This is a genomic window from Nostoc sp. XA010 (assembly GCF_020829625.1).
Taxonomy (GTDB): Bacteria; Cyanobacteriota; Cyanobacteriia; order Cyanobacteriales; family Nostocaceae; genus Nostoc.
In genome coordinates this window covers 65,931-89,736 of sequence record NZ_JAIVFX010000027.1, presented here as the reverse complement: position 1 = coordinate 89,736, position 23,806 = coordinate 65,931, and the positions used below count along the sequence as shown (strand labels likewise).

Here is a 23,806-nt window from a genome sequence, read left to right as displayed (position 1 = left end):
GGGTGTTGAAAATAAAGTCCACTACGTCCGTGACGTTACCCAAGGTGAAGATGCATCCAGAATTCGCACTACCCCTCTGACCCAAATATTTGCACTCGCTCGTAATTTTTCACTCAATTTATACCGGAATAATATGTTTAATAATATGGCACAAGCTCAACGTTTATGTTCTTTTGGATTAGACACACTCAAGGGGCTTTTTAGAATGAAATAGCCCTGCACTTGGTGAATTACGAAATGCTATCAAGAATAAGTTTGATGCTGTAGGAAAGAATATGAAAAAGGATGGTGGTGTAGATATTCTCTTTGACAGTGACAAAGAAGCAGCAAATAACTTATTTGACAAACTTGCTGAGTATGGTCTGTTTGTTGTGCGGAAGGGGGAGTTGGAGTCTTGGCTTCTTCAACTTGCTGTGCCTGGACACGGGCCCAATTGGTTGATTAAAATCTTTGAGAAAATGGGAGAAGATCCAGAATCGCAAGATTATCTCAAACCCTCAGATGATGATGTCTGGAGTTTCTGTGGTGAAATAAAAAAATGGTTTACTAATCCAAATAGGAAAGGCATACCTTCATAGAGTCTTTGATAATTCCAATTTCTTCCGCTTTCTTCTTAACCAAAGACTCAATAAACTGAAATACTGATAGCAATTCGAGATGTGTTAAGAATGATTTCTCTCTAAACTGAGTTCAGCAATAGCCAAAGCTTTTTGGTACAGTATTCTAGAAAATCCATATCACGAGAATAGGCGTTCGCCTTTGACGTTGGCGCAGCCATCGTTAATTGCAATTGCCAGTTTATTGCTCAAAATCGAAAACGCAGTTGCTATGATCAAACGCCTGCTTGTGGTAGAATCTCCCGGAAAAGTCAAAAAACTCAGTCAAATTCTGGGTTCGGATTGGAAAGTTCTAGCCAGTTGTGGCCATATCCGAGAACTCAGCAATGAAGGAGACGATTCCTTGGGCTTCGTCATGGACGGCAGTAATGTTCGGTGCAATTACGTCCCGCGTGACCAACGAGCGAAGGAAACAATTCAGAAGCTCAAGTCTGCGGTGAAGCAGGTTGATGAAGTTGTCTTAGCAACTGACCCAGACCGGGAAGGCGAGACAATCGCTTGGCATCTAAAGGAAACGCTGGGTTTAAAGGAACCGAAACGAGTAATTTATACTGAGATTACAGCATCGGCAGTGCAAAGTGCGATCGCTAATCCCAGAAAGCTAGACCAAAACTTAATTGGTGCTGGGCTGTGCCGAGATTGCCTAGATAAGTTGGTGGGTTATAAAGGTAGCCCTTTAGTTTGGGCATTGAATAACGGCGCTAAGAGTGTTGGCAGAGTCCAAAGCGCCACGTTGCACCTGATTTGTCAGCGAGAAAACGAAATTCTGGCTTTTGTCCCCCAAGATTACTGGAGTGTCTGGGTAGATTATGCTGAAGGATTTCGGGCTTTTTACAAAGGGACGGTAGATTCTGCAAAAGATGCAGCAGACCAAGAAACTGAAACTCACGATGACGCGAAAGTAGGTAATAGTCCAGAAACACCGGAGTCTAAGCGCGTTCTTTCAGAAGCAGAGGCTACACGTTTAGTTGAAGAAGCACAGCGACATCCTCATCAGGTGATTCATTTTGAAGGAAAAATCGTTAACCGCCAGCCACCTCCACCATTTACAACTTCCAGCCTTCAGCAAGCAGCCGGTTCAAAGTTGAGGTTTGCTCCCGACAAAACCATGATTGTGGCCCAAAAGCTTTATGAGGCAGGGCTGATAACATATATGCGAACAGACTCAGTAATGCTAAGTCCAGAATTTTGTGCCAGCGCCCGTAAATGGTTAGAGCAAAATGATCCTCAGAATGTACCGTCGCAAGTCGCCAAGCATCGCAGTAGCAAATCGGCTCAAGAAGCACATGAAGCGATTCGTCCAACGGATGTATTTCGTCCCTCAGTTCAATTGCGTTTAGAACTTCCTGATGATGAGTTTAATCTGTATGTGATGATCTGGAAACGGTCAATTGCTTCTCAGTGTCGGGCTGCCCAATTGCGTAAAACTTTAGTGATTACTCAGTCTGGTTCTCTACTGTGGTCAGCTAGAGGGCAAGTGATTGAATTTTACGGTTATGCCCGGTACTGGAATAATCTTAGCAAGGATAGTGTTTTACCTTCATTACAACAGGGACAAGCGCTGAAACTGGAGAATGCTGGACATGAGCAGAAGCAGACGCAGCCACCACCCCGTTATAGTGAACCAAAATTGGTGCAACTGATGGAACGTAAAGGAATTGGCCGCCCAAGTACCTATGCTCCTACTGTTGCTACCTTAAAAAAACGAAATTATGTTGAGTTGAAAAAAGACCATCTGCAACCGACAGCGTTAGGGTTAGAAGTTGATGCGTTTTTGCTCAAAGCACTGCCTGATTTACTAGAGGCGGAATTCACAGCAAAAATGGAAGATGCCCTTGATGCAATTTCTGAAGGAAAAAACTCTTGGCAGCATTATTTAACTAGTTGGAATCAGAATTACTTTGTACCAGCGCTTTCCAAAGCTAAAACTGTAGTTGCGAGTTCCCCAACAGGTAAAGCTAATGTGATAAGCGAGCGGAAATATGAAACTTCCAAGACGCGATGCCCTGAATGCAAAAACTTTCTCGCCAAAATTCCGAGCAGTAAAGTCAAAAAGAAATATTTCCTCAAATGCACAAAAGGCTGTGAAAATGTCGTGCTATTTTGGAGCGACTTTAACAAAACTTGGCAGCCACCACAAACTAAAACAGTTCAGGCTGAGAATCAACAAAAGGCTCCCGTGAAGATGACGGCATATCCCTGCCCAGTATGTAAGAAACCTTTAGAAGAGTACAGTTATATCAAAGAGGGGCAAAGTAAGAAAATGTTGCGATGTTGTGACCCACAATCCCGTAAAGACACCAAACATAAAGATGTGGCTTATTTCAGTACGCCAAAGGGGTGGTGGAGTCCTAAGTTTGGGGAGTTAGAAGTTAAAAGTTAGGAGTTTTGAATTAATAACTCCTAACTTTTAACTCCTAACTTCTAACTTCTAACTTTATTTACTTTAACCGCGAGTTCTGCGGGGTTCATCTGCTCGTAGTGTTCAAAAGGTTGATGAATCCAGGGGTTATCAGGCAGATAATCAACATAATAATTGGGTGCTATAACTGAACAGGCTTTATACCAAAGAACGGCGGTGCGAATTTCCTCAATGGGGAAATCAGTATTTTGCTGGAGCCAAGGTATAGTCTGCTGGAGTGTGATGCCAGAGTCTACCAAATCATCCACTAGGAGAATGCGCGAACCTAACTTTTCGGCAGTCATCGTTAAGTGGCGAGAGAAAATTAAATTATTTCTTTCTTGCTTACCAGCGCCACTATAAGATGAGGTTGCTAAAATTGCCAACGGCTGCTGGTATATGCGCGAGAGAATATCTCCGATTCGTAGTCCTCCTCTGGCAAGACAGATAATCTGGTTAAATTCCCAACCGGATTCATAAATCTGAATAGCCAGTTGTTCAATTTTTTGGTGATAATCTGACCAAGAAACATAAAGGTCTGGCATAAGTCTAACGGGAGTGGTAGATAGCTAGTATTGAAGGCAATCGCAGACTTTTTATTTTAGTATGAGTGCAAAGTTTTATGAATGATTCTACTGCTGATGGCGATGCCCAACGAAATCCTCTTACTGAAAAACTCGACTTAAAAACCAAGCTGGCTTACGGTGCAGGGGATTTAGGGCCGGCAATTACTGCAAATATCTCTGTCTTTTATCTGCTGATTTTCTTTACCAATGTCGCTGGTATCCCTGCGGGTTTAGCTGGCACTATTTTGATGATTGGCAAAATCTGGGATGGGGTAAATGATCCGCTTGTCGGGTTCCTGACTGATAAAACGAAATCTCGCCGTTGGGGCCGTCGTCTTCCTTGGATGTTTTATGGAGCAATTCCCTTTGGAATTTTCTTCTTCTTGCAGTGGACTGTACCGCAATTTAGTCCAAATCAGAGTGAGAATATCTGGCCGCTGTTCTGGTATTACGTAGCAATTGGGGTGCTATCTCAGTCGTTTTACACAGTTGTGAATTTGCCTTATACGGCGATGACTCCAGAACTAACTCAAGATTACGACGAGCGCACCAGCCTTAACAGCTATCGCTTTACATTTTCCATTGGTGGCAGCATTCTGTCATTGATTTTAGCGCTAATTATTTTTATCAAAATTGCCGATCGCCAACAAGCATATCTCGTTTTAGCAGCAGTTTGTACTGTAATTTCGATTTTAGGATTATATTGGTGCGTTTTTGGAGTCCGCGATCGCATCTTGGCTTTTGAGGCTAAACGCATCCTAGCCGAGGAACCTGCATCTCTCCCCTTCGGCGAACAGCTAAAAATTGTCTTCAGCAACCGACCTTTCTTATTTGTTATTGGTATATATCTTTTTTCTTGGCTAGGTGTGCAAATTACAGCCAGCATTATTCCCTATTTTGTAGTCAATTGTATGAGACTTAAAGAATCAGATGTGCCCACAGTGCTGATTGCAGTCCAAGCAACTGCCCTGCTGATGCTATTTGTCTGGGGTGAGTTGAGTAAAAAAGTCGGGAAAAAAGTTGTTTATTTTCTGGGAATGAGTTTGTGGATAATAGCCGCCGCCGGACTATTTTTCTTACAGCCTGGTCAAATAGTTTTGATGTATGTGATGGCTGTCATGGCAGGTATTGGTGTCTCCACAGCTTATCTAATTCCCTGGTCGATGATGCCAGATGTGATTGAATTAGATGAGCTGCAAACTGGACAACGCAGAGAAGGCATTTTTTATGGCTTCATGGTTTTGCTACAAAAATTTGGTTTAGCTTTCGGGCTGTTTTTGGTGGGAAATGCTTTGCAAATATCCGGTTTCAAAGAATCTGTAGCCGGAAGCCCACTACCCATCCAACCTGAATCTGCACTGTTTGCGATTCGTATTGCTGTTGGGCCTATACCTACAGTTTGTTTGCTTTGTGGCTTAGTTTTAACGTATTTTTACCCAATTACCCGCGAAATGCACGCAGAGATCATGCTGAAACTCAAAGAACGGCAAGAGAAGAAGGGGAGTTAAAGGAGTGGGGCAGGGGGCAGGGGGCAGGGGAGACAAGGGGACAAGGTGAATTTTTATGCTTGTTCACGAGTATCAAAGACTCATTAATGGAGTTCAAAGGCTCATTAATGGAGTGCAAAGACTCATTAATGGAGTTCAAAGGCTCATTAATGGAGTTCAAAGACTCATTAATGGAGTTCAAAGACTCATTAATGGAGTTCAAAGGCTCATTAATGGAGTGCAAAGACTCATTAATGGAGTGCAAAGACTCATTAATGGAGTTCAAAGACTCATTAATGGAGTTCAAAGACTCATTAATGGAGTTCAAAGGCTCTACCAGACGAATGCCGAACGCCCAATGACTAATCCCTTGTATTTGCGATCGCAAACTGACTTAACCTAAGTATATGCCTTTGACAGAGGTAAATTCAAACGCTCTGTTCCATACTTAACTAAAGAGCAACTATTTAGAGACAACTGAACTAAGTCTCAACTACATTTGCATTGCCTTGTAAATTGGTTAGTCGCTTATTGTTGCAAACCATGCAGGTTACAAGTTTGATTGCAAATCCTCTTAAATAAACTATCAAAAGTTTTCTGTCTCCGCTTAAATAAAACACCTTTGCCTCATTCCCACTTTTGGAAATGAGGCAAATTTCTATGCAGCGCACACCGCACGGTTAATATTGTCATAGGGGATGTGGGTAAACCGAAGACTCTTACATAAGGCAATCTCTTAAAGCTTTTTCTACTTCATCTAGTCAAACTCTTTACCGATACGATTTTCTCGGCTTCATTTACCCTAATCTGCGCCAACCCAAATTGTTCAATTACGGCTGCATTGGTCGTTAAATGTCTACTCACCTCAGCCACCCGGTAATGGCTCTCCTGTGACGCTAAAGCAGCTGGTAATAATAACTGATCTGCTAAATGTTCATCTACTGCTGCGCCGGTTTTATGAAACTCAAGTAGTTGCTGACAAGCAATTTCTGCAACTGTTTCCGCCGACAACCGTAATCGTCCAAATCCACCAAAGCCAGTCAAGCTGTTCTCATACTCAGCAGTTAAAAAAATACCCGCCCCAGGTGCTATACCTCTTTCTCGCAAAGCGTGTACAGCAACTTTCAAATGGGCTTCACGTAACAAATTCTCGGCACGATTCGCCATCCGTTGGGGAATATGCGAAGGCAATTCTGTTACCACTGCTAGCCCTCGCACCTGTTGTAAATTTCCCCGTTCCAACAAGTTAATCCCGTTGAGTTTACCACCGCCATCCACCTGCAACTGTACCTCTCCGCCACCTTTGGGAAACCACCCCCAAGCGCCTAACTTGACTTGGGCTTCTACACCCATGCGTTGCAGTATCGGCAAATAAACTTGCTCAATGTACGTCACTGTCGGGCTAAAGTTCACATGAGTTCCACCCTTTAGTGTGACTTGGGAATTGCCAGATGCTAGTGCCAAAGGTAAGAGAATTGTCTGTAAAACTAGAGCGATCGCACCTGCAGAACCACCAACTTGTGCTTTACTAACATCAAAGGTATAAGTTCCAGCTTGCACAGCACTACCTGGGATGAATTCCAGTAGCATTGAACCTAAAGCATCACCCTGTAGTTGGGCATTACAAATTCTCGCCGCAGCCCGAACTGCGGTTAAGTGTTGTGCTGCTAATCCTGGCTTTGTGCGTCCAGCGCGAATGCCTGAAATTCGTATGGGTTCGCCAGTGATGGCTGCTAGACTTAAGGAAGTGCGAAGAACTTGTCCGCCTCCCTCTCCGTAGGAACCGTCAATTTCAATCATGGGCGATTTTGGAATGGTGGATTTTGGGTTATCCCCACGGCTCTTAAAATCAAACCACAAATTATAAACGTCTAGCAGCTAGTTTTTTGAAGACAAGTTACACAAATATACAGAAAAAGTTCTGAGATGTGTTTTTTGTAGTTTGCTAATTTTGAATTTGCAATTGAAGAACCTTGCTTTTACCGGGATTCATCAACCGATATGGATCAACTATTTCCTTAAATTTTAACTGCTCAGGATCAATAACTTTTCTGCCGCCCTCTTCAATAATATACGTGTGGGGATTGGCAATACTCACACCGTGTTCTTCGTGATAGCGGATAATTTCGTTGAGACGTTCTTCGGTGGTGTAGCGCACAAGTTGCAAAGCACCAGGAACTACCGCACCGTTCACGCGAAAGAATTCCAAATGCATCATTACCTCATCGCCGAAGTGATGATACATGTGTTGTACCAGTTGCAAACTGCGGTCGTGAGGAAACATACTTTGTAAATAGGTAATACCAGTATCTACACTCCGGGCGTGTAAGGTAGTGTGGTTCCAGCAAAATTCTGCTAAATGTATACCTTTACCCGCTTCCTCGGCTGGTTTTTCATAAGTAATTTTGCCGCCATATTGCTGCACCAAACCTGGTAAGAATTCCAAACTCGATTCAGCAATTATCAAAAATGCTGGGTGAGTCCCTTCAGGAATATACTCTTGTAGGGCGTGAAAGTATTGAGGAATTGGGGATGCAAATACAGAAATCAACTTCTTAATCATGCCATCAGCATTGCCAAGAGCCTGACCAAACTTTGCTGCTGTCATAAAGTCGTCAAAGGTGACAATCACTTCTGCCCAAGGATAAGCAGGCCCCAAGGGGATTTCTACTTCAGTGATAATGCCGTTAATTCCCCAAGCATGATTCACCTTTTGCACGTCGTCGCCGCGTAATTCGATCGCACGGGGTTCATCTTCTACAGTTACCACTCGCAATGCTAGGATATTACCGCGATCGCCTAATAACCCATATTGTATCGAACCAATGCCCCCACTACCCCCAGCAATAAATCCGCCAATTGTGGCTGTGCGGTACGTGGAGGGGGCCATGCGGATTTCCCAGCCGATTTCTCTGGTTTTTTTATCCAACGCCGCCAACTTTACCCCAGCTTCTACCCGCGCCACCCCTGGCTTTACCCAAGGAATCCCCTGCATCCGCGTCATATCTAAAATTACGCCACCATGCAACGGTACGCATTGCCCATAATTCCCAGTTCCCGCACCTCGCACTGTCAGGGGTACACGGTGTTTCGCGCAGGCGGCGGCAACTTTTAAAACCTCTCCTTCATTGGCGGGACGCACTACAATATCCCCGACTTTTCCCTCTAGTTTCGGCACAAGTACCGGGCTAAAGCTGTGATAATCCTGGGATAATTTTGCGACTTGGGCGGAGTCAGTGATGGTTTCTATACCTTCTAGAGAATTAATTAGGGCATCCAATGTCGTCATAGCTTATATCCTTTTTTTAACCCAGAGGGACGCTGAGGGAAGCGCATAGGCGCTTCTCTACGAGACGCTACGCGTAGCTTGCTTCCACGAAGTGGTACGCCTTCCCGCAGGGTAGGTTCGCAGAGAATTAACTCCTCTGCGTTCCTCTGCGTAAACCTTTGCGTTCCTCTGCGTTTTAAAATCTTAATTCTCATGTTTCACTGCACTTTCATGCCACTTACTTAATATAAGGTCAGATAAGGCACTCAAGCTGACAAAAATTAATACACCCAATCCAGTTGTGAGAAATAATGCTGCAAACATCCGAGGAATTTGTAAGTTGTAGCTGGAAATTAAAATTCGGTAAGCAATGCCAGATTTTGCCCCACCAGTACCAGCGACAAATTCGGCAACAACTGCGCCAATTAATGCTAAACCACCGCTAATTTTTAAACCACCTAAGAAATAGGGCATGGCGCTGGGTAAACGGAGATACAGGAGAGTTTGCCAGCGAGAAGCTTTGTAAAGTTGAAATAGGTTGAGCAAGTTCTGGTCAACGCTGTTGAGTCCTAGTGTAGTGTTGGATACGATGGGGAAAAAGGCGACAATCCAAGCACAAACTACTAAAGCGGCAAAAGTGTTATTTTTTAACCAGAGAATGATTAAGGGTGCGATCGCAACTATCGGAGTTGTTTGTAAAATTACTGCATAAGGAAATAAACTGCGTTCAATCCATTTACTTTGGGTAAACAAAATCGCCATTAGTAAACCAGAAATAGCCGCAGCAATAAAAGCAACGACTGTGATTTGCAGTGTAATTAATAGTGATGGAAAAAGCTCATTCCAGTCAGTAATTAAGGTTTTAAATACTAATAAAGGGCCAGGGAGTATATAAGGAGGAAGATGTGTTATCCGCACAAATATATCCCATAAAAATAATGCTATAATGCCAACTACCATCGGTGCCAAAACGTCAGCAGAAAGAAACTTGCTCGATGTCTTTTGTGATTTGGTGCGACGGATGAATAGCATATAAATTCAAAATTTTAAATTGGCGCAAAGCTCATAGCTTTAGCTAGATGCTGAGAAATTTCACGGCAATACTGGTTATACAGCAATGATGTGCGAAAGTCATCGTTACGGGGGTAGGGAACATCAATTTCTACATCAGCTACAATCCTTCCGGGACTTGTCCCCATAACTAGCACGCGATTTGATAAGTACACTGCTTCGTAAATATTGTGGGTAACAAAAACCACAGTCCAGCGCTGTTGAAGCCACAAATCTAGTAAATCACCATTGAGTTTGCTACGAGTAATTTCATCTAATGCGCCAAATGGTTCATCCATCAATAAAATATTTGGCTGAGTAACTAATGCTCTAGCAATTGATACTCGCATTTTCATCCCACCTGATAATTGGCGGGGATAGTTCTCTTCAAAGCCTTCTAATCCTACCAGCGCTAATGTCTGCTGCACCAATTTTTGGCTATCTTTTTTAGACATTCTCGCCAACTTTAGCGGTAGACGAACATTCTCCCAGACATTTACCCAAGGCATGAGTGCGGCATCTTGGAAAACAAAAGCCAGTTTTCTTGCTTGCTGAGTTATACCCCAGTCAATACTACCAGAACTCGTGCGCCCTAATCCGGCAATCAGTCGCAGAACTGTACTTTTACCGCACCCGGAGGGGCCAACTAAACTAACAAATTGCGACTCTGGAATTGCTAAATTGAGGTCTTGCAGGGCAACAGTGCCATTGGTGTAGACCTTGCTAATCTGATTGAGCGTGATAACGGGATGGTGACTCATTCAAAAAATCTGGAGAATAGCAAGCGGCTTACTTCTTGTAATAGCCTACTCCTTTATTCACAAATTGCAAGGTGTATGCTTCTTTGTAGTTAACGTTAGATTTAGAAATCTTAGTATCAACCATGCTGTCAAAGAGTGATTTCCACCTTGCATCACTCATCGCCCCAATCCCTTGTTGTTCGGCTGCATCAGAAAGGATAATCCCATATTGTTTTAGCTTTTGAATGCTATAGACAAGTTGCTCATCCGTCATTTCTGGATTATCTTTTTTAATTAATTGATTACCTGGTTGGGGATTTTCTAGGTAGCTATACCAACCTTTAATTGAGGCATCAACAAATCGCTGCACTAATTCGGGATTTTTTTCTACTAGTTCTTTTTTTGTTTCAAGAGTGGTTGCATAGGGTTGATAACCATAATCTGCTAATAAAAATACTACTGGCTGAAAACCACCCTGCTTCTCAATAGCAAAGGGTTCAGATGTAATATAACCTTGCTGGGCTGAGTTTTTGTCAATCAAAAAAGGAGCAGGATTAAAGTTGTAAGGCCGCTTTTGATCTTCGGTAAAACCATACTTTGTTTCAAGTAAAGGCCAATAGGTGATATTAGCAGAAGCAGAGACATAAATTGGTTTGCCTTTGAGGTCTGCAAGGGTTTTAATTGCTGGGTTGGGATGTGCAATAAGACACCAGGGGTCTTTCTGGAAAATTGCTGCGACTGTGATTTTGGGAATACCTTGTGCTATAGCATTCACGGCATCAATGCCATAACCCATAAAGAAATCTACCGCATCCCCCATCAACAATTGAGTACCACTGGGAACCTGCGGGCCACCCATTTTGATGGTGACATCTAAACCATAGTCTTTATAAATACCAGTGGCGATCGCCTGGTAAAATCCGCCGTGTTCTGCTTGTGCTATCCAGTTTGTACCAAATGTAACTTTATCAAACTGAGAATTGCTAGTTGATGGTTGGTTGCTGTTAGTACAACCAGCAATGAAGCTACTACCAATCAAGATAGAACCGTATTGAATAAAATTGCGGCGACTAAGGCGGTGAACGGCTGTTGATAAGGGTGATGACGGATTCATAAAACAGGATGATATTATCTTCTATTTGCCGTTGTAACTGAATCTAAATGTACATTCTAGAATCAACTTTTGATTCACTAGCGAATAAGGCTGAATTTCTAAAGCAGCTTTAAAAGCTTTGATGGCTTCACTATACTCTCCTAGTGCTGCATAACACAAACCCATACCGTGAAGCGCCCCAAAATGTATTGGATTTATCTGCACGACTATCTGACAATCTGCCAGAGATTTTTGATAATCTCCAATACTGTAATACAGAAAAGCTCGACGATTCCAAGCTTCTGCAAAATCTGGCTGGTCTTTGATTAGTGCTGTCAGAGCTGTTTCGGCTTCAGCAATTTCACCTGCATCAAGTAATTTTTGACTGCGATCAATTATTTCCAGCCCATAAATTCCCTTTTGCTGAAACCAAATCCGCCAGATTTTTCTGGTTGCTTTTTCGCGGACTGTGGCATCTGGGTTTTTCAACTCTTCAAGTAAGGAATTGATAGGTAAAGAATCCATGAATTTGAAATCCGTGAATATACGTTTGTATTAACTTTCTCACAAAATATATCTATTAAATGATTTTTAAAGCCATCTTTAAATTTGCGGCAATTTATTGCTAATTATGAATTTTCTGTGTTATTTATTGTATTCAGCATACGACTAATACCACGCTCGATATTTAGAGTTATAAAAATAAAAACAGATTATAGGTAGTTGACAAATACCTAGTGACTAATAGCTTATAAAAATATCCCCAAAAAAATAATGACTATGCCAAAGCAAAACGACGTTTTTGGCGCAAAGTAAAAAATACTTGATTTTAGTTAAAATTGCCAGCTTACTTGTAACCCAACGATATCCACGCCACCTTCAAAATTACCTTTGAGCGTACCTGCTGTAGTACTTGACTGGTTAATGTAGCTATTGTTTACAAATACGTGCGTATAACCAATATCGAAATTGAATGACTTGGAAGGCCGATAGCTAGCACCGAACCCAATCAAGGTGCGATCGCCACCGGGTAATCGGGGCGTATTAAATTCTTCCGTAACAGGGCTAGGATCGTAAGTGATACCCGTTCGCAGTGTTAAGCGATCGCTCACAGCATAATTGGCCCCAACTCCAAAACGGTAAGTATCATTCCAATTCTCCGGCTGTACGGTATCTGCTTGAACTGGATTGTCAAATTTAACTCGCAGTTCTTGAAAGCGGCTCCAGTTTGTCCAAGTTACATCACCGACAATTGCCAAACGAGGGTTAAGTTCTTGATATACAGCAAGTGATAAGGTATCGGGCAAGTTTAAGACGGCGCTGGCTCCTGTGTCTGTAAATTGTCCCCTAGCAGTTAATGCTCTAGCGCTTGCAGGAACTGTAAAATCAGCATTTCCCCGAATGTCTTGAGTAATTGGCGATCGATAACTCAAACCAATCCGGGTACTTTTGGATGGTTCATACATCACTCCCAAATTGTACCCTACACTCCAATCGGAGCCTGACACTTTGACAAAACCATCTGCCTGTTGGGATTGGGTACGTAAACCAACACTTTGCCCAATTAAACCAAAGTTAATCGCATTCGAGAGCGTTGTCTCGGCATACTATATATTAAGATCGGCACCAACAGACAAGTTATCACTCAACTTAGCTGCCACAGTGGGATTAATATTAATAGTAGTGAGTTTAGACTCGACTGCCTGGTAACGCCCAACCCAGTTACTATCGTATTTGCTAGATAATCCAAAAGGAACGTTAATACCAATACCCAGTTTCAGGCGATCAGAAACGCTCCAAGCAGCATACAGGTTTGGCACAATAATATCAACGCCTGCTTCTCCACCATTACCACCTGACAATGGAACCCCTGTTGCTACAGAACCCTGGTTTTGAAAAATGATTGTCGGGAAAATGACATAAGAAGCTCCAAAAAAGGAATTATCTCGTAAGCGAGTCAAGCCTGCCGGGTTAAAGAAAATTGTGCTGGCATCATCAGCAGTGGCTGCACTTCCTGCAAAAGCATTTCCCAAACCCTTGACACTCTGTTCGTTCAAAGCAAATCCTCCAGCAAATGCAACGCTGGCTGTACTGTTTACTGTCAGCGCTACCAATATTGGTATTAAGGACAATTTCACCCGCAATTGCTTCAATGTATGCATTTGGAATTTTATATCTTGTCTATCTTGTAAGTTGTTTTAAATTTTTTATTGATTGTGAGCAGATTGAGGCTACGCCTACGCCGCCATTGATGACCATTTGGATGAACATGGCTATATTATTCCTGGGTTGGGAGATGCAGGCGATCGCTTGTTTGCTACAAAATAAGCTACTAATTTCAATTTACACCAAACGCTACCCTAGAAATCAGTATCGTTTCAATCTTGAAGTTTCAAATATGATAGCCTCGCCCCAACAAAACTACCTTAGCCCTGAAGAGTACCTCCAAATAGAGGAACAAAACTCTATCAAACATGAATACATCGACGGCTATATCTACGCAATGGCTGGAGCGCTTGACGCACACGTTACTATTTCTCTTAACCTGGCATCTCTGCTCCGTAATCATGTGCGCGGCTCTGGTTGTCGTGTTTACATCGCTGACATGAAAGCCAGAATTGAATCTCTAAATCGCTTTTATTATCCCGATGTTATGGTTACTTGCGACCAACGAGATCAAGAAACGCCAGCTTATAAAAGATTTCCCTGTTTAATTGTCGAAGTTTTATCTAATTCTACTGAAGCCTTTGACCGGGGCGACAAATTCGCCGATTATCAAGCCCTGGAAAGTCTGCAAGAGTATGTTTTAATTAATACAAAACGTCAGCGAGTCGAGTGTTTTCGACGCAATGAGCAGAGGCTTTGGGTTTTACAATCTTACACAGCAGAAGATAAATCATTTCGACTCAACAGCGTGGATTTTGAGGAAACAATAGCAGCACTTTACGAAGATGTAGTTTTTGAATAATCAACTTATGATTGGTATGCTACACAATCTTTAGTAAACTAAATATCTATTAATATCTTCAAGGCTTCCTAACCCGGCGGGGGCATTGAGCAAAACAGACACAATTGATTGTATAAAAGTTATGGCGCTTATAGTTCAGAAATACGGTGGTACATCTGTCGGTTCAGTCGAACGTATTCAAGCTGTTGCACAACGTGTTTACAAAACTGTTAAAGCTGGAAACTCTCTTGTAGTAGTGGTTTCAGCAATGGGCAAAACCACCGATGGACTCGTCAAACTAGCTAATGAAATTTCTTCAAATCCTAACCGCCGGGAAATGGATATGCTGCTTTCCACTGGGGAACAAGTCACTATCGCCTTACTTAGTATGGCTTTGCAGGAACTCGGACAACCAGCAATTTCCATGACTGGCGCTCAGGTAGGAATTGTTACCGAAGCCGAACACAGCCGCGCTCGGATTTTACATATTGAAACTACTCGCCTAACTCGCCACATAAATGCAGGTAAAGTAGTTGTAGTAGCAGGATTTCAAGGCACATCCAACGCCGGAGAAATGGAAATTACAACTTTGGGACGTGGTGGTTCTGACACTTCGGCAGTGGCGATCGCAGCCGCATTACAAGCAAATTTTTGTGAAATTTATACAGACGTTCCAGGGATTTTAACTACAGACCCCCGCTTAGTTGCCGAAGCCCAGTTGATGGATGCCATCACCTGTAATGAAATGTTGGAACTAGCTAGCTTAGGCGCAAAAGTGCTGCATCCCCGCGCTGTGGAAATTGCTCGCAACTATGGTGTTCCTTTAGTAGTTAGGTCTAGCTGGACGGATGCTCCCGGTACTTGGGTAACATCAGCCAAACCCCAAGGGCGATCGCTAATCAATCTAGAAATTGCCCGTCCGGTGGATGCTGTAGAATTTGACACTGACCAAGCAAAGGTGGCTTTGTTGCGCGTACCCGATAGACCCGGGATAGCAGCAAGGTTATTTGGCGAAATTTCTCGGCAAAAAGTAGACGTAGATTTGATTATTCAGTCAGTTCATGAAGGTAATAGTAATGACATTGCCTTTACTGTCACCACACCAATATTAAAACGGGCAGAAGCAGTAGTAGCAGCGATCGCCCCAGCACTGAGGAGTCAATCTAACCCCAAATCTGACGAAGCCGAGGTAATGGTAGAACATAATATTGCCAAAGTCAGCATCGCAGGCGCGGGAATGATTGGGCGTCCTGGTGTAGCTGCAAAGATGTTCGCCACTTTGGCAGAAGCAGGCGTGAACATCCAGATGATTTCCACCAGCGAAGTGAAAGTAAGTTGTGTAGTCGATGCCACCGAATGCGATCGCGCCGTCATAGCACTCCGCACTGCCTTTGAGATAGAGGCAGGGGGGCAGGGAGCAGGGGGAGCAGGGGGAGCAGGGGGAGCAGGGGAAGCAGGGGAGGCAGGGGAAAATAAATTAATTTTTTTATCCTCCCCACTCCCCGCTCCCCACTCCCCGCTCCCCACTTCTCCCGTTCGTGGTGTAGCTCTCGATTTGAACCAAGCGCGTCTTGCTATTCGCCAATTACCAGATCGGCCGGGGATGGCGGCGAAGTTGTTTGGACTGTTAGCGCAACATAATATCAGCGTTGATATGATTATCCAATCTCAGCGCTGTCGGGTGATTGATGGTGTTCCCAGACGAGATATTGCCTTTACAGTCTCGCGGATAGACGGGGAAAGTGCAAAAAAAATGCTTACCCAAGTAGCGGCAGAATTAGGATGGGGTGAAGTTGTTTTAGATAGTGCGATCGCTAAGGTGAGTATTGTAGGTGCAGGTATGGTGGGACAACCAGGTGTAGCCGCTAAAATGTTTGAAGCACTAGCCGAACACCAAATTAATATTCAAATGATTGCCACTTCAGAAATAAAAATTAGCTGTGTCGTGGCACAAGAGCAAGGTGTTAAAGCTTTGCAAGTCATTCATGCTGCTTTTGGACTAGCTGGTAGTGAAAAATTTGTCGTGCCAGCGTAGAACTAAATTTTTAATTGTTGATTATCTATTTCTGAAATCCCATTTTTCCATCATGGCTACCATTTCTGAAAGCCGACGTTCACCACACCAAACTAAATCAAGTTTTTTGAGTTGATCAAGCCTGATACCACCCTCTTCCTCAGCAATGCGGTGATATTCTTTATCTCCCATTGCTGCTAATAAATGTCCGAAGATAATAATTTCATCGAACTGAGGATTTGTCTCTGGATCGTTCAAGATTAGCATTGCTCGTTCTTGAGACAGTCCTTGGAGAGTATTAGCAATAAATCGTGTGGGAAAGTCAGCATCCTTAAGTTGAGGATAACGCGACACTAATCCAGCCAACAGCACTCCTAAATAAGCCGCCGCTTGGGAATTACTCAGTACCTGCATCTGTTGGATAGCAATCTCAGTTAAATTGCTAAAAAATGCACACCCTAACTGCTGTTCGATGGTAGTAACTGGATCTGAGACTAACGAGGTTTCTAACTGTGCCTCAAATGATGCTTGATGCTTCTGTGGTACTTGGGTAAGTAAGATTTGCTTGGCGCGATCGCTTACAATCATCATGCCATCAAGTCCAAAGCTAAAGTCCTTGCCCGGTTTCAAACCTTTACTCACTAATATTTGAAAGACGTTACTTTGAGCTTTTTCCTCCATCTGTTCATATTGGGCTTGTCCAAGGAAAATTTGACAAAACCAACTGTGGCAGTCAGAATCACATTCGAGCATTACCTCGTTAACAATCAAATCAGTTAACTTTTCCGATCTCAGAATCCTTTGCCATTCTACAATCAAACTCTTAATGGCAGCTATATCACGGCAATTCAGCGCCTTGAGCAATTGACGCTTCGCAGTAGCTCTCACGTCTTTTTTCCGCCCAAATATGTTGATTTTCAACCTTCTATATGGGGTTATGAATAATTCAAACTTCTATTTTTTACTCCATTGGAGGACTAGGTGTCATGAGTGGGATTGCTGAAAAATCAAGATCAAAATATCCCCGCTTCCTACTTACCTCCTTTACCAAATGTCGTTTAATATACAAACTTTACTCAAGTCTGGTAATATGTAACCGTATTAACGCTTTTAACATTTTTTAATAAAAACCATATTAGTAGTAATATGCCACATTAGCTAATAATTAATACTTTTACCTGCCAGAATGGCATTAATTTTTTTATTAAGTATTTTTTAAATGAACTTACCAGTAAAAACACTTAAGGTATAATAATAAAATTTATAAAACTATATTTACATTGATGAATATTCATTTACTAAATGGACATTATCGAATACTAAAAGTTCTCAATGATAATGAAAAGGGAAAAACTTATCTAGTTGAAGATGTTAATCTTGCTGACAGCAAATTTATAGTAAAGCAGTTACGTTTTCCTAGTAGCAGTCCTCAAAGTTTAACAATTCTACGCCGCTTGTTTGACAGTAAGGCAGCAACTTTAGAAAAACTAGGACAAAAACACGAGAAAATTCAAAAGCTAATTGCTTATTTTGAAGAGAATGAAGAATTCTATATAGTCCAAGAATTCATAGTCGGTAATCCTTTAACTGACGAAATTATCCAGGGGCAACCTTTGAGGGAAGACCAAGTAATTAGTCTTTTATCAGAGATATTAGAAATTTTGGTGATTGTACATAGCGATGGCGTGATTCATCGGGATATTAAACCAGCAAATATTATTCGCCGTGAATCAGATAAAAAGTTAGTTTTGGTTAACTTTGGCACTTTTAATGGAGCCATCGCTAATACCGTTGACAATCTGGAATATATGCCGATAGAACAAGTTAACGGTAATCTCAAATACAACAGCGATATATATGCTTTAGGTATCGTTGCGATCGCAGCCCTTCTAGGTTTATCTGAAAACGAAATATCTAATTTGCGAACTCATAAAAATCGGCTGACGGGTGAAATAGTTTGGCAGAAAAAAAATATAAAAGTTAATAAAAACTTAGCAAAAGTTATTAATAAAATGGTGCGTTTTAACTATCGTAAGCGCTACCAGTATGCCACCGAAGTTTTAGACGATCTGAAAAAGATAACAAATGTTGATCGCGATCAGCAAAAACAGGATCATAAAAAATTATTAGTAGTTCTGGCTGGGGTAGCTGGCTGTATCACACTTGCCGTTGGAGCGTGGCAATTGAGGTTGCTAAAACCTCTAACAAATGCTCAACAGACATTATACCAAGAGGGAGTAAATAAATATGAGGCAGGAAACTATGAAGGAGCAGTTAAAGATTTAAATCAGGCTATTGAATTAGATCCAAAAAACGCTCTAGCGTATAATAAGCGAGGCGATGCTTATTATCGATTAGGAGACTACGAGCAAGCACAAGCAGATTCTAGCCAAGCTATTTCGCTCAATCCTCAAGATGCTAATGCCTATTTTGACCGAGGATTTGCTTTTTCTGAATTAGGCAAATACAAAGAAGCGATCGCAGACTATACCCAAGCGATTAAGTTAAATTCTAAGGATGCTTATGCTTACTATGGCCGCGGGTTAGCCCGTACTCAACTGAAGGATAATAAAGGAGCAATTGGAGATTTTAACAAAGCGATCGCTCTCAAGCCTCAGTATACCGAAGCCTACTTACAGCGAGGGATTCTTCGCCGTCGCCTCAGACAAAGACTTGAAGCAATCCAAGATTTTGATACGGTAATTAAGATTAATCCTAGCGATGCTAAAGCTTATTATCAAAGGGCTTTAACTCAATCTATTAATAAGCAAAAATATGCAGCCCTGAAAGATTATACAGACGCAATTAACATCAATCCTAAATACATTGAAGCCTATCTTAATCGTGGTGATGTTTACAGCGATTTGGGAGATAACCTCGAAGCTACTGAAGATTACAACACTATTTTACAGATTGATCCTAAATTTACTGCGGCTTACATCCACAGAGGTATTCACCGCTTTTCTTTCGGAGATTATAAAGGCGCTATTCAAGATTACACCGAAGCGCTAAAACTAGATTCTAATAATTTAGCAGCTTATAATAACCGTGGTAACGCCTATCTCGAGCTGGGAAATAAAAAAGCTGCAAATCAAGATTATTCACGAGCGATCGCAATTAATCCTAACAATGCCTTAGCCTACTATAACCGGGGCGTGATTCGCACTAAGCAGAAAAATAAACAGGGAGCGATCGCAGATTTCAGAAAATCTGCAAAACTATTTCAGCAGCAAGGAGAAAAAGATAGTTATCAAGATGCACAAAGAGAAATTGCAATTCTACAAAATAAGTCAGCATCAGTGAAAGCTACCCGCCCTAAATCTGGGAAAAGAGAAAAAAATTGAGCTATGATCCAATACAGTAATACCATTTTAAGAGGATATTTTAATAGTCCTCTAGTCGGGTAGCAAAATGTTTTAGATCCCCCTAAATACACCTTAAAAAGGGGAATTTTGATTCGATTCTCCCTTTTTTTAGGGGGGTTGGGGGGATCTTTCAGGGTAAAATATTACTAACACCAAGCGCATTGCAATATGTCTATTCATCGTAATAAACCGCAAGCTTTGACATTTTATGTGTCCTTGTAGACTAATAAATTATCGCTCAACATGAGTCATAGTGTTTTTCGACGACTCAATTAGGATGCCTATATGCTAACTCTTCTCACTTTTTATCCAGACAACCTGGAATTATTTAACAGTAATCATGTCGATACGGTACTGAAACAAATTGATAGTTCTCGCAATATTTGGTTGCGCTGTATTCACTTTCGCGACCGCACTGGAACAGCCAAAATTATTAAGCACTTTGGTCTTAATCCATCGCGTGTGAATATGATTTTCAACCATTCCCCTGTAGGAATTGATGAAAATGTAGAAGATTGCTTATTTGACAGTTATGAAATATTAACTCCTCAAATAAAAAATCACGAGTTTGAGGTTGCTCGTGGCAATATTGTGCTGGGTAATAATTTTATTATTACCTTTGAAATCACTGAATTAAAAGTTTTAAGTATTTTAGCTAATAATCTGCAAAAACGAACTAAGGATATTGAAACGTTAGGAATTGACTATGTTTTTTATCTCATTTTTAAAGAGGTTTTGAATAATTACCATACTGTATTTGAATATATTTCTAGAAAACTTGATGATTTAGAAGATGAAGTTTTAGATAATTCTGGTGATGAATTAACATACCAAAAAATTGCCACCATGAGGCAATCGACTCGTTCAGGACGCCGTAATTTTCAAAGCATCAAGTCACTGATGGCTATTATGGATTACGAAGATTTCCAATGGATCACCCAACCAGTGAAGGAACTATTCAATCAAGAATTAGTTCATCACGTTGATAAACTTTGGCAAGAATATCAAGCGTTGAGAGCCTGGATGTCAGAATTGATGGAAATTCAACGCGATAATATTGCTAGCAAAACTGGTGAACGAATTAATCGTTTAACTATCCTCTCAACTATATTTTTACCAATTACTTTTATGTCTGGTTTCTATGGCATGAACTTCAAATATATGCCGGAATTAGAGCAACCTTTGGCTTATCCTGCTGTGATCTGCGTGATGGCATTAATTGTAATTGGTAGTATCGCTTATGCTAAAAAACAACAGTGGTTGTAATGTCTTTCAGATTACAGACATTGGTGGAATAGGAAAATTTACATCTCGTTTAGCATTCTTATAATTATCCATAAAGGGAACAATAAAGCCACTATATTCACATAAGTATTACAAATAATTACAAATGAAGTTTATGCTTAAATTGATGAAACTCTATGTAGTATTATTGATTTGAGTATATATGTATCTTTACTTAACCGTAGGAAAAATTATGTCTGAAAGCAAACCAGAAGAACTGAATTCACAAGCACTACCCTTCTTTGCCAGATTTTTAGAAGGGCAAAGCTTTGAAGACCTATCTGATAAAGAATCAGAAGGGATTGGCGGTGGAAGTTGTGGTGTAACCAAGAAGGAGAATGATGAACTTGTCCAAACTCTAAAGTTTCCATCTGATCAAGAAGATTTAACGAAAAAGTATCCCTCTGATAGTGATGAACAGATTTTTACTACTCAGAAGTACCCTTCAGACGGTGATGATCATGGGCCGGCAGAATAACTGCATACTTTTGATTAGACTAGAGATGTAGTTTTTAACAATATTCTTAGAATAAAAATACTGTTAGCTTTGCCAACTCCATTTAGGGGTTGGCTTCCCATTAAAAAAGCTTATTTTTTTTATAGTTGACAGTAGGGAAAATACAAAAACCTAATGAAAATATTTTATGTACGTTGACCGTGATGTGGTTTTATTAATTACCCATAGTAGTGATTATTTCACAATAGATAGAGTTGCAGAAGCTGTATCAAAACGAGGCGCACAGCCATTTCGCCTTGATACTGATAAGTTTCCGATGACTGTACAAATCGAGGCGAATTTCAGTAACTCTGGGAGCAATCATAAACTGGAATATGGCACTCGCTCCCTAAACACCGAGCAAGTGCAAGCAGTATGGATGCGACGTATCTGGCAACCCGACTTAGGTAAAGAATTGGCTCCACAATTCCAAGCAGCTTGCTCTAGCGAATCACTCGCAGTCTTAGATGGCTTTTGGGACAGTCTGAGGGGAGCTACCTGGGTGGATGATTTACAACGGATCAGTGCAGCCGAAAACAAATTACGCCAACTAAGAATTGCATCGGAAGTAGGTCTTGTCATACCTGGGACTATCGTCACCAACAATCCTCAACAAACACGAGAGTTTTTTGGGGAAGTTAAAGGGAAAATGGTTGCCAAGCTACTCAGGCCTCTTTCTTATGGGATGCAAGCCTCCTCTTTTTTCATGTATACCAGCGTCGTTAAAGAAGAAGACTTACTTGATGCTGAAACACTGCGCTATTGTCCAGTTGTGTTTCAAGAACAAATCCCCAAACAGCTAGAACTACGCGCAGTCTATGTGAATGGTAATCTCTTTGTCGGCGCACTGGATGCGTCTGAGTATGCAGCATCCACCCAAGATTGGCGACGGGGAACAAAAGAGGCTCTTACCTGGCAACCATATCAATTACCTGATAAACTAATCCGTTGCCTGGATGCTTTTATGGCAAGGTTTGGACTGATTTTTGGAGCATTTGACTTCATCAAAACGCCATCAGGAGAATATGTTTTTTTAGAAATTAATCCCACAGGAGAGTGGGGAATGCTGGAGAGAGATTTGGAATACCCGATCGCAGATGCGATCGCAGATGCACTACTTTCAACAAGTCCTAAGCAAAATGCTTTTACTTAAAAATTCATAACCAACTGACAGCCTTTATAAATTTAGGAACTTATTAATTTTTAATTTTTAATTCGGAGCGAAGCGACGTGACTGTTTTAATCATTACTCACAGCCAAGACAACGAAAGTATTCCTCTAGTTATTCAGGCAATTGAAGCCCAAGGAGGGAAAGCATTTCGTTTTGATACAGACCGATTTCCCACAGAAATCACCTTAGATGTTTACTATGCTAAAAGTGAGCGAGTTACTCTAAGCGTTGAAGACCAGACATTAGATTTGAGTGAAGTGTCAGCAGTTTGGTATCGCCGCATTGCAATTGGGTCAAGAATTCCCGACTCGATGGACAAGCAACTCAGACAAGCCTCGCTCAAAGAATCTCGCGTCACCATTGACGGAATGATTGCCAGTATTAAGGGCTTCCATCTCGACCCTCTGCCAAATATTCGCCGAGCCGAAAATAAGCAACTGCAATTACGAATAGCGCGAGAGATTGGTCTAGATACGCCACGTACTCTGACTACAAACAATCCAGTGGCAGTGAAGCAATTTGCCCAAGAGTGTAAGGAGCGAATGATTACAAAGATGCTCTCTTCCTTCGCTATTTACGATGAACAAGGACGAGAAAAAGTTGTGTTTACGAATCCAATTTCATCTGAGGATCTGGATAACCTCGATGGATTACGTTTCTGCCCAATGACGTTTCAAGAGAAAATTCCTAAAGCATTAGAATTGCGGACAATTATTGTAGGCAAACGTGTGCTGACGGCGGCGGTTGATTCTCAAGCTTTGGATAAGGCGCGTTACGACTGGCGCAAACAGGGAATTGCCTTACTCGACGCTTGGGAACCATACAATCTGCCTGAAGATGTCGAAGAGAAACTCCTCAAACTCATGGCAGAATTTGGTTTGAACTACGGAGCTATTGATATTATTTTGACTCCTGATGGTCGTCATGTATTTCTTGAGGTTAACCCAGTTGGTGAGTTTTTCTGGTTAGAACGCTGTCCTGGCTTACCGATTTCTCAGGCGATCGCACAGGTTTTACAAAATTAAAGTTAAGAATTATTGAGTGCAAATTTAGAGAAAATTGGTATTAGATTTTAACCATATTAACCTAATGAGCATTTAATTTGCATAACACTAGGGCTGAAGTCCTTACTACAAGCGAATCAGTCTGGAAAAATGAATGACGATTAGCTTAATCAGTCGAATTGTTAGAATTTCCCATTCGACTTTAGACAAGAAAGAAGTGATTCGCGTGGATTTTCTACAAACCACTTCGAACAATTTACTCATACGGTAAGCGAGGCTATACCGAATGCTTATCACGTAAAC

At 41.5% G+C, this 23,806-nt stretch carries 20 protein-coding genes and 2 pseudogenes; 13 read left to right on the top strand and 9 right to left on the bottom strand.

What is annotated here, in order from left to right; genetic code table 11:
* From LC608_RS27530 to topA, 3 genes are all read left to right on the top strand, one after another.
* On the top strand, positions 1-214 hold a 214-nt coding region (locus LC608_RS27530), incomplete at its 5' end, for a transposase (protein ID WP_374108466.1).
* Positions 215-275: 61 nt separating this feature from the next.
* The gene (locus LC608_RS27525; protein WP_229556605.1) at positions 276-578 is read left to right on the top strand and encodes a hypothetical protein; all 303 of its coding nucleotides are present in this window, start codon (positions 276-278) and stop codon (positions 576-578) included.
* A 250-nt stretch (positions 579-828) separates the two neighbouring features.
* A complete protein-coding gene (topA, locus tag LC608_RS27520; RefSeq protein ID WP_229556612.1) occupies positions 829-3,000 on the top strand; it encodes a type I DNA topoisomerase in 2,172 nt (723 codons plus the stop codon).
* Between the two features lie 41 nt (positions 3,001-3,041).
* On the opposite strand, the gene LC608_RS27515 is transcribed toward topA, so the two are convergent.
* Positions 3,042-3,563 (bottom strand): phosphoribosyltransferase, encoded by a 522-nt coding sequence (locus LC608_RS27515; RefSeq protein ID WP_229556604.1) that lies wholly within the window; start codon positions 3,561-3,563, stop codon positions 3,042-3,044.
* A 77-nt stretch (positions 3,564-3,640) separates the two neighbouring features.
* Between LC608_RS27515 and LC608_RS27510 the strand changes: the two genes are divergently transcribed.
* Together LC608_RS27510 and LC608_RS27505 are read left to right on the top strand one after the other, a co-directional pair.
* Positions 3,641-5,092, top strand: coding sequence for an MFS transporter (locus LC608_RS27510; protein ID WP_229556603.1), 1,452 nt, complete (start codon positions 3,641-3,643; stop codon positions 5,090-5,092).
* Positions 5,093-5,147: 55 nt separating this feature from the next.
* Positions 5,148-5,474, top strand: coding sequence for a hypothetical protein (locus LC608_RS27505; RefSeq protein ID WP_229556602.1), 327 nt, complete (start codon positions 5,148-5,150; stop codon positions 5,472-5,474).
* A gap of 350 nt (positions 5,475-5,824) precedes the next feature.
* Here LC608_RS27505 and rtcA read toward each other — a convergent pair whose 3' ends face one another.
* The 7 genes and pseudogenes from rtcA to LC608_RS27470 form a co-directional block, all read right to left on the bottom strand.
* Complete coding sequence (rtcA, locus tag LC608_RS27500) at positions 5,825-6,871, bottom strand: RNA 3'-terminal phosphate cyclase (protein WP_229556601.1); 1,047 nt, start codon at positions 6,869-6,871, stop codon at positions 5,825-5,827.
* A 145-nt stretch (positions 6,872-7,016) separates the two neighbouring features.
* Positions 7,017-8,360, bottom strand: a complete 1,344-nt coding sequence (locus LC608_RS27495) for an FAD-binding oxidoreductase (RefSeq protein WP_229556600.1) — start codon at positions 8,358-8,360, stop codon at positions 7,017-7,019.
* Between the two features lie 183 nt (positions 8,361-8,543).
* Positions 8,544-9,371 (bottom strand): ABC transporter permease, encoded by an 828-nt coding sequence (locus LC608_RS27490; RefSeq protein ID WP_229556599.1) that lies wholly within the window; start codon positions 9,369-9,371, stop codon positions 8,544-8,546.
* 14 nt (positions 9,372-9,385) lie between these two features.
* The gene (locus LC608_RS27485; protein WP_229556598.1) at positions 9,386-10,150 is read right to left on the bottom strand and encodes an ABC transporter ATP-binding protein; all 765 of its coding nucleotides are present in this window, start codon (positions 10,148-10,150) and stop codon (positions 9,386-9,388) included.
* 28 nt (positions 10,151-10,178) lie between these two features.
* Positions 10,179-11,243, bottom strand: coding sequence for an ABC transporter substrate-binding protein (locus LC608_RS27480; protein WP_229556597.1), 1,065 nt, complete (start codon positions 11,241-11,243; stop codon positions 10,179-10,181).
* 21 nt (positions 11,244-11,264) lie between these two features.
* Entirely contained in the window at positions 11,265-11,747 is a 483-nt protein-coding gene (locus tag LC608_RS27475) for a tetratricopeptide repeat protein (RefSeq protein WP_229556596.1), read from the bottom strand.
* A 308-nt stretch (positions 11,748-12,055) separates the two neighbouring features.
* Positions 12,056-13,384, bottom strand: a pseudogene (locus LC608_RS27470) (OmpP1/FadL family transporter).
* Between the two features lie 79 nt (positions 13,385-13,463).
* On the opposite strand from LC608_RS27470, the pseudogene LC608_RS27465 reads away from it, so the two are divergent.
* The 3 genes and pseudogenes from LC608_RS27465 to LC608_RS27455 all read left to right on the top strand — a co-directional run.
* Positions 13,464-13,550: pseudogene (locus LC608_RS27465) on the top strand (uracil phosphoribosyltransferase); the annotation flags it as partial.
* A gap of 70 nt (positions 13,551-13,620) precedes the next feature.
* Complete coding sequence (locus LC608_RS27460; RefSeq protein WP_229556611.1) at positions 13,621-14,190, top strand: Uma2 family endonuclease; 570 nt, start codon at positions 13,621-13,623, stop codon at positions 14,188-14,190.
* 121 nt (positions 14,191-14,311) lie between these two features.
* On the top strand, positions 14,312-16,204 hold the full coding sequence (locus LC608_RS27455; protein WP_229556595.1) for an aspartate kinase: 1,893 nt from the start codon (positions 14,312-14,314) through the stop codon (positions 16,202-16,204).
* A 21-nt stretch (positions 16,205-16,225) separates the two neighbouring features.
* On the opposite strand, the gene LC608_RS27450 is transcribed toward LC608_RS27455, so the two are convergent.
* Complete coding sequence (locus tag LC608_RS27450) at positions 16,226-17,071, bottom strand: hypothetical protein (RefSeq protein WP_229556594.1); 846 nt, start codon at positions 17,069-17,071, stop codon at positions 16,226-16,228.
* 395 nt (positions 17,072-17,466) lie between these two features.
* Here LC608_RS27450 and LC608_RS27445 point away from each other — a divergent pair, with 395 nt between their 5' ends.
* The 5 genes from LC608_RS27445 to LC608_RS27425 all read left to right on the top strand — a co-directional run bounded on the left by LC608_RS27445 (position 17,467) and on the right by LC608_RS27425 (position 23,524).
* Positions 17,467-19,527, top strand: a complete 2,061-nt coding sequence (locus LC608_RS27445) for a serine/threonine-protein kinase (protein WP_229556593.1) — start codon at positions 17,467-17,469, stop codon at positions 19,525-19,527.
* A 306-nt stretch (positions 19,528-19,833) separates the two neighbouring features.
* Positions 19,834-20,814, top strand: coding sequence for a magnesium transporter CorA family protein (locus LC608_RS27440; RefSeq protein ID WP_229556592.1), 981 nt, complete (start codon positions 19,834-19,836; stop codon positions 20,812-20,814).
* A gap of 211 nt (positions 20,815-21,025) precedes the next feature.
* A complete protein-coding gene (locus LC608_RS27435; RefSeq protein ID WP_229556591.1) occupies positions 21,026-21,310 on the top strand; it encodes a microviridin/marinostatin family tricyclic proteinase inhibitor in 285 nt (94 codons plus the stop codon).
* 166 nt (positions 21,311-21,476) lie between these two features.
* Positions 21,477-22,481, top strand: a complete 1,005-nt coding sequence (locus tag LC608_RS27430) for an MvdC family ATP-grasp ribosomal peptide maturase (RefSeq protein ID WP_229556590.1) — start codon at positions 21,477-21,479, stop codon at positions 22,479-22,481.
* Positions 22,482-22,558: 77 nt separating this feature from the next.
* Positions 22,559-23,524, top strand: coding sequence for an MvdD family ATP-grasp ribosomal peptide maturase (locus LC608_RS27425; RefSeq protein ID WP_229556589.1), 966 nt, complete (start codon positions 22,559-22,561; stop codon positions 23,522-23,524).
* The last annotated feature ends 282 nt before the right edge of the window (positions 23,525-23,806 follow it).

Excerpts from the sequence above, each read along its gene's own strand:
- LC608_RS27525 (WP_229556605.1), top strand. The coding sequence starts at position 276 with ATGAAAAAGGATGGTGGTGTAGATATTCTCTTTGACAGTGACAAAGAA.
- topA (WP_229556612.1), top strand. The coding sequence starts at position 829 with ATGATCAAACGCCTGCTTGTGGTAGAATCTCCCGGAAAAGTCAAAAAA.
- LC608_RS27515 (WP_229556604.1), bottom strand. The coding sequence starts at position 3,563 with ATGCCAGACCTTTATGTTTCTTGGTCAGATTATCACCAAAAAATTGAA.
- LC608_RS27510 (WP_229556603.1), top strand. The coding sequence starts at position 3,641 with ATGAATGATTCTACTGCTGATGGCGATGCCCAACGAAATCCTCTTACT.
- LC608_RS27505 (WP_229556602.1), top strand. The coding sequence starts at position 5,148 with ATGCTTGTTCACGAGTATCAAAGACTCATTAATGGAGTTCAAAGGCTC.
- rtcA (WP_229556601.1), bottom strand. The coding sequence starts at position 6,871 with ATGATTGAAATTGACGGTTCCTACGGAGAGGGAGGCGGACAAGTTCTT.
- LC608_RS27495 (WP_229556600.1), bottom strand. The coding sequence starts at position 8,360 with ATGACGACATTGGATGCCCTAATTAATTCTCTAGAAGGTATAGAAACC.
- LC608_RS27490 (WP_229556599.1), bottom strand. The coding sequence starts at position 9,371 with ATGCTATTCATCCGTCGCACCAAATCACAAAAGACATCGAGCAAGTTT.
- LC608_RS27485 (WP_229556598.1), bottom strand. The coding sequence starts at position 10,150 with ATGAGTCACCATCCCGTTATCACGCTCAATCAGATTAGCAAGGTCTAC.
- LC608_RS27480 (WP_229556597.1), bottom strand. The coding sequence starts at position 11,243 with ATGAATCCGTCATCACCCTTATCAACAGCCGTTCACCGCCTTAGTCGC.
- LC608_RS27475 (WP_229556596.1), bottom strand. The coding sequence starts at position 11,747 with ATGGATTCTTTACCTATCAATTCCTTACTTGAAGAGTTGAAAAACCCA.
- LC608_RS27460 (WP_229556611.1), top strand. The coding sequence starts at position 13,621 with ATGATAGCCTCGCCCCAACAAAACTACCTTAGCCCTGAAGAGTACCTC.
- LC608_RS27455 (WP_229556595.1), top strand. The coding sequence starts at position 14,312 with ATGGCGCTTATAGTTCAGAAATACGGTGGTACATCTGTCGGTTCAGTC.
- LC608_RS27445 (WP_229556593.1), top strand. The coding sequence starts at position 17,467 with ATGAATATTCATTTACTAAATGGACATTATCGAATACTAAAAGTTCTC.
- LC608_RS27440 (WP_229556592.1), top strand. The coding sequence starts at position 19,834 with ATGCTAACTCTTCTCACTTTTTATCCAGACAACCTGGAATTATTTAAC.
- LC608_RS27435 (WP_229556591.1), top strand. The coding sequence starts at position 21,026 with ATGTCTGAAAGCAAACCAGAAGAACTGAATTCACAAGCACTACCCTTC.
- LC608_RS27430 (WP_229556590.1), top strand. The coding sequence starts at position 21,477 with ATGTACGTTGACCGTGATGTGGTTTTATTAATTACCCATAGTAGTGAT.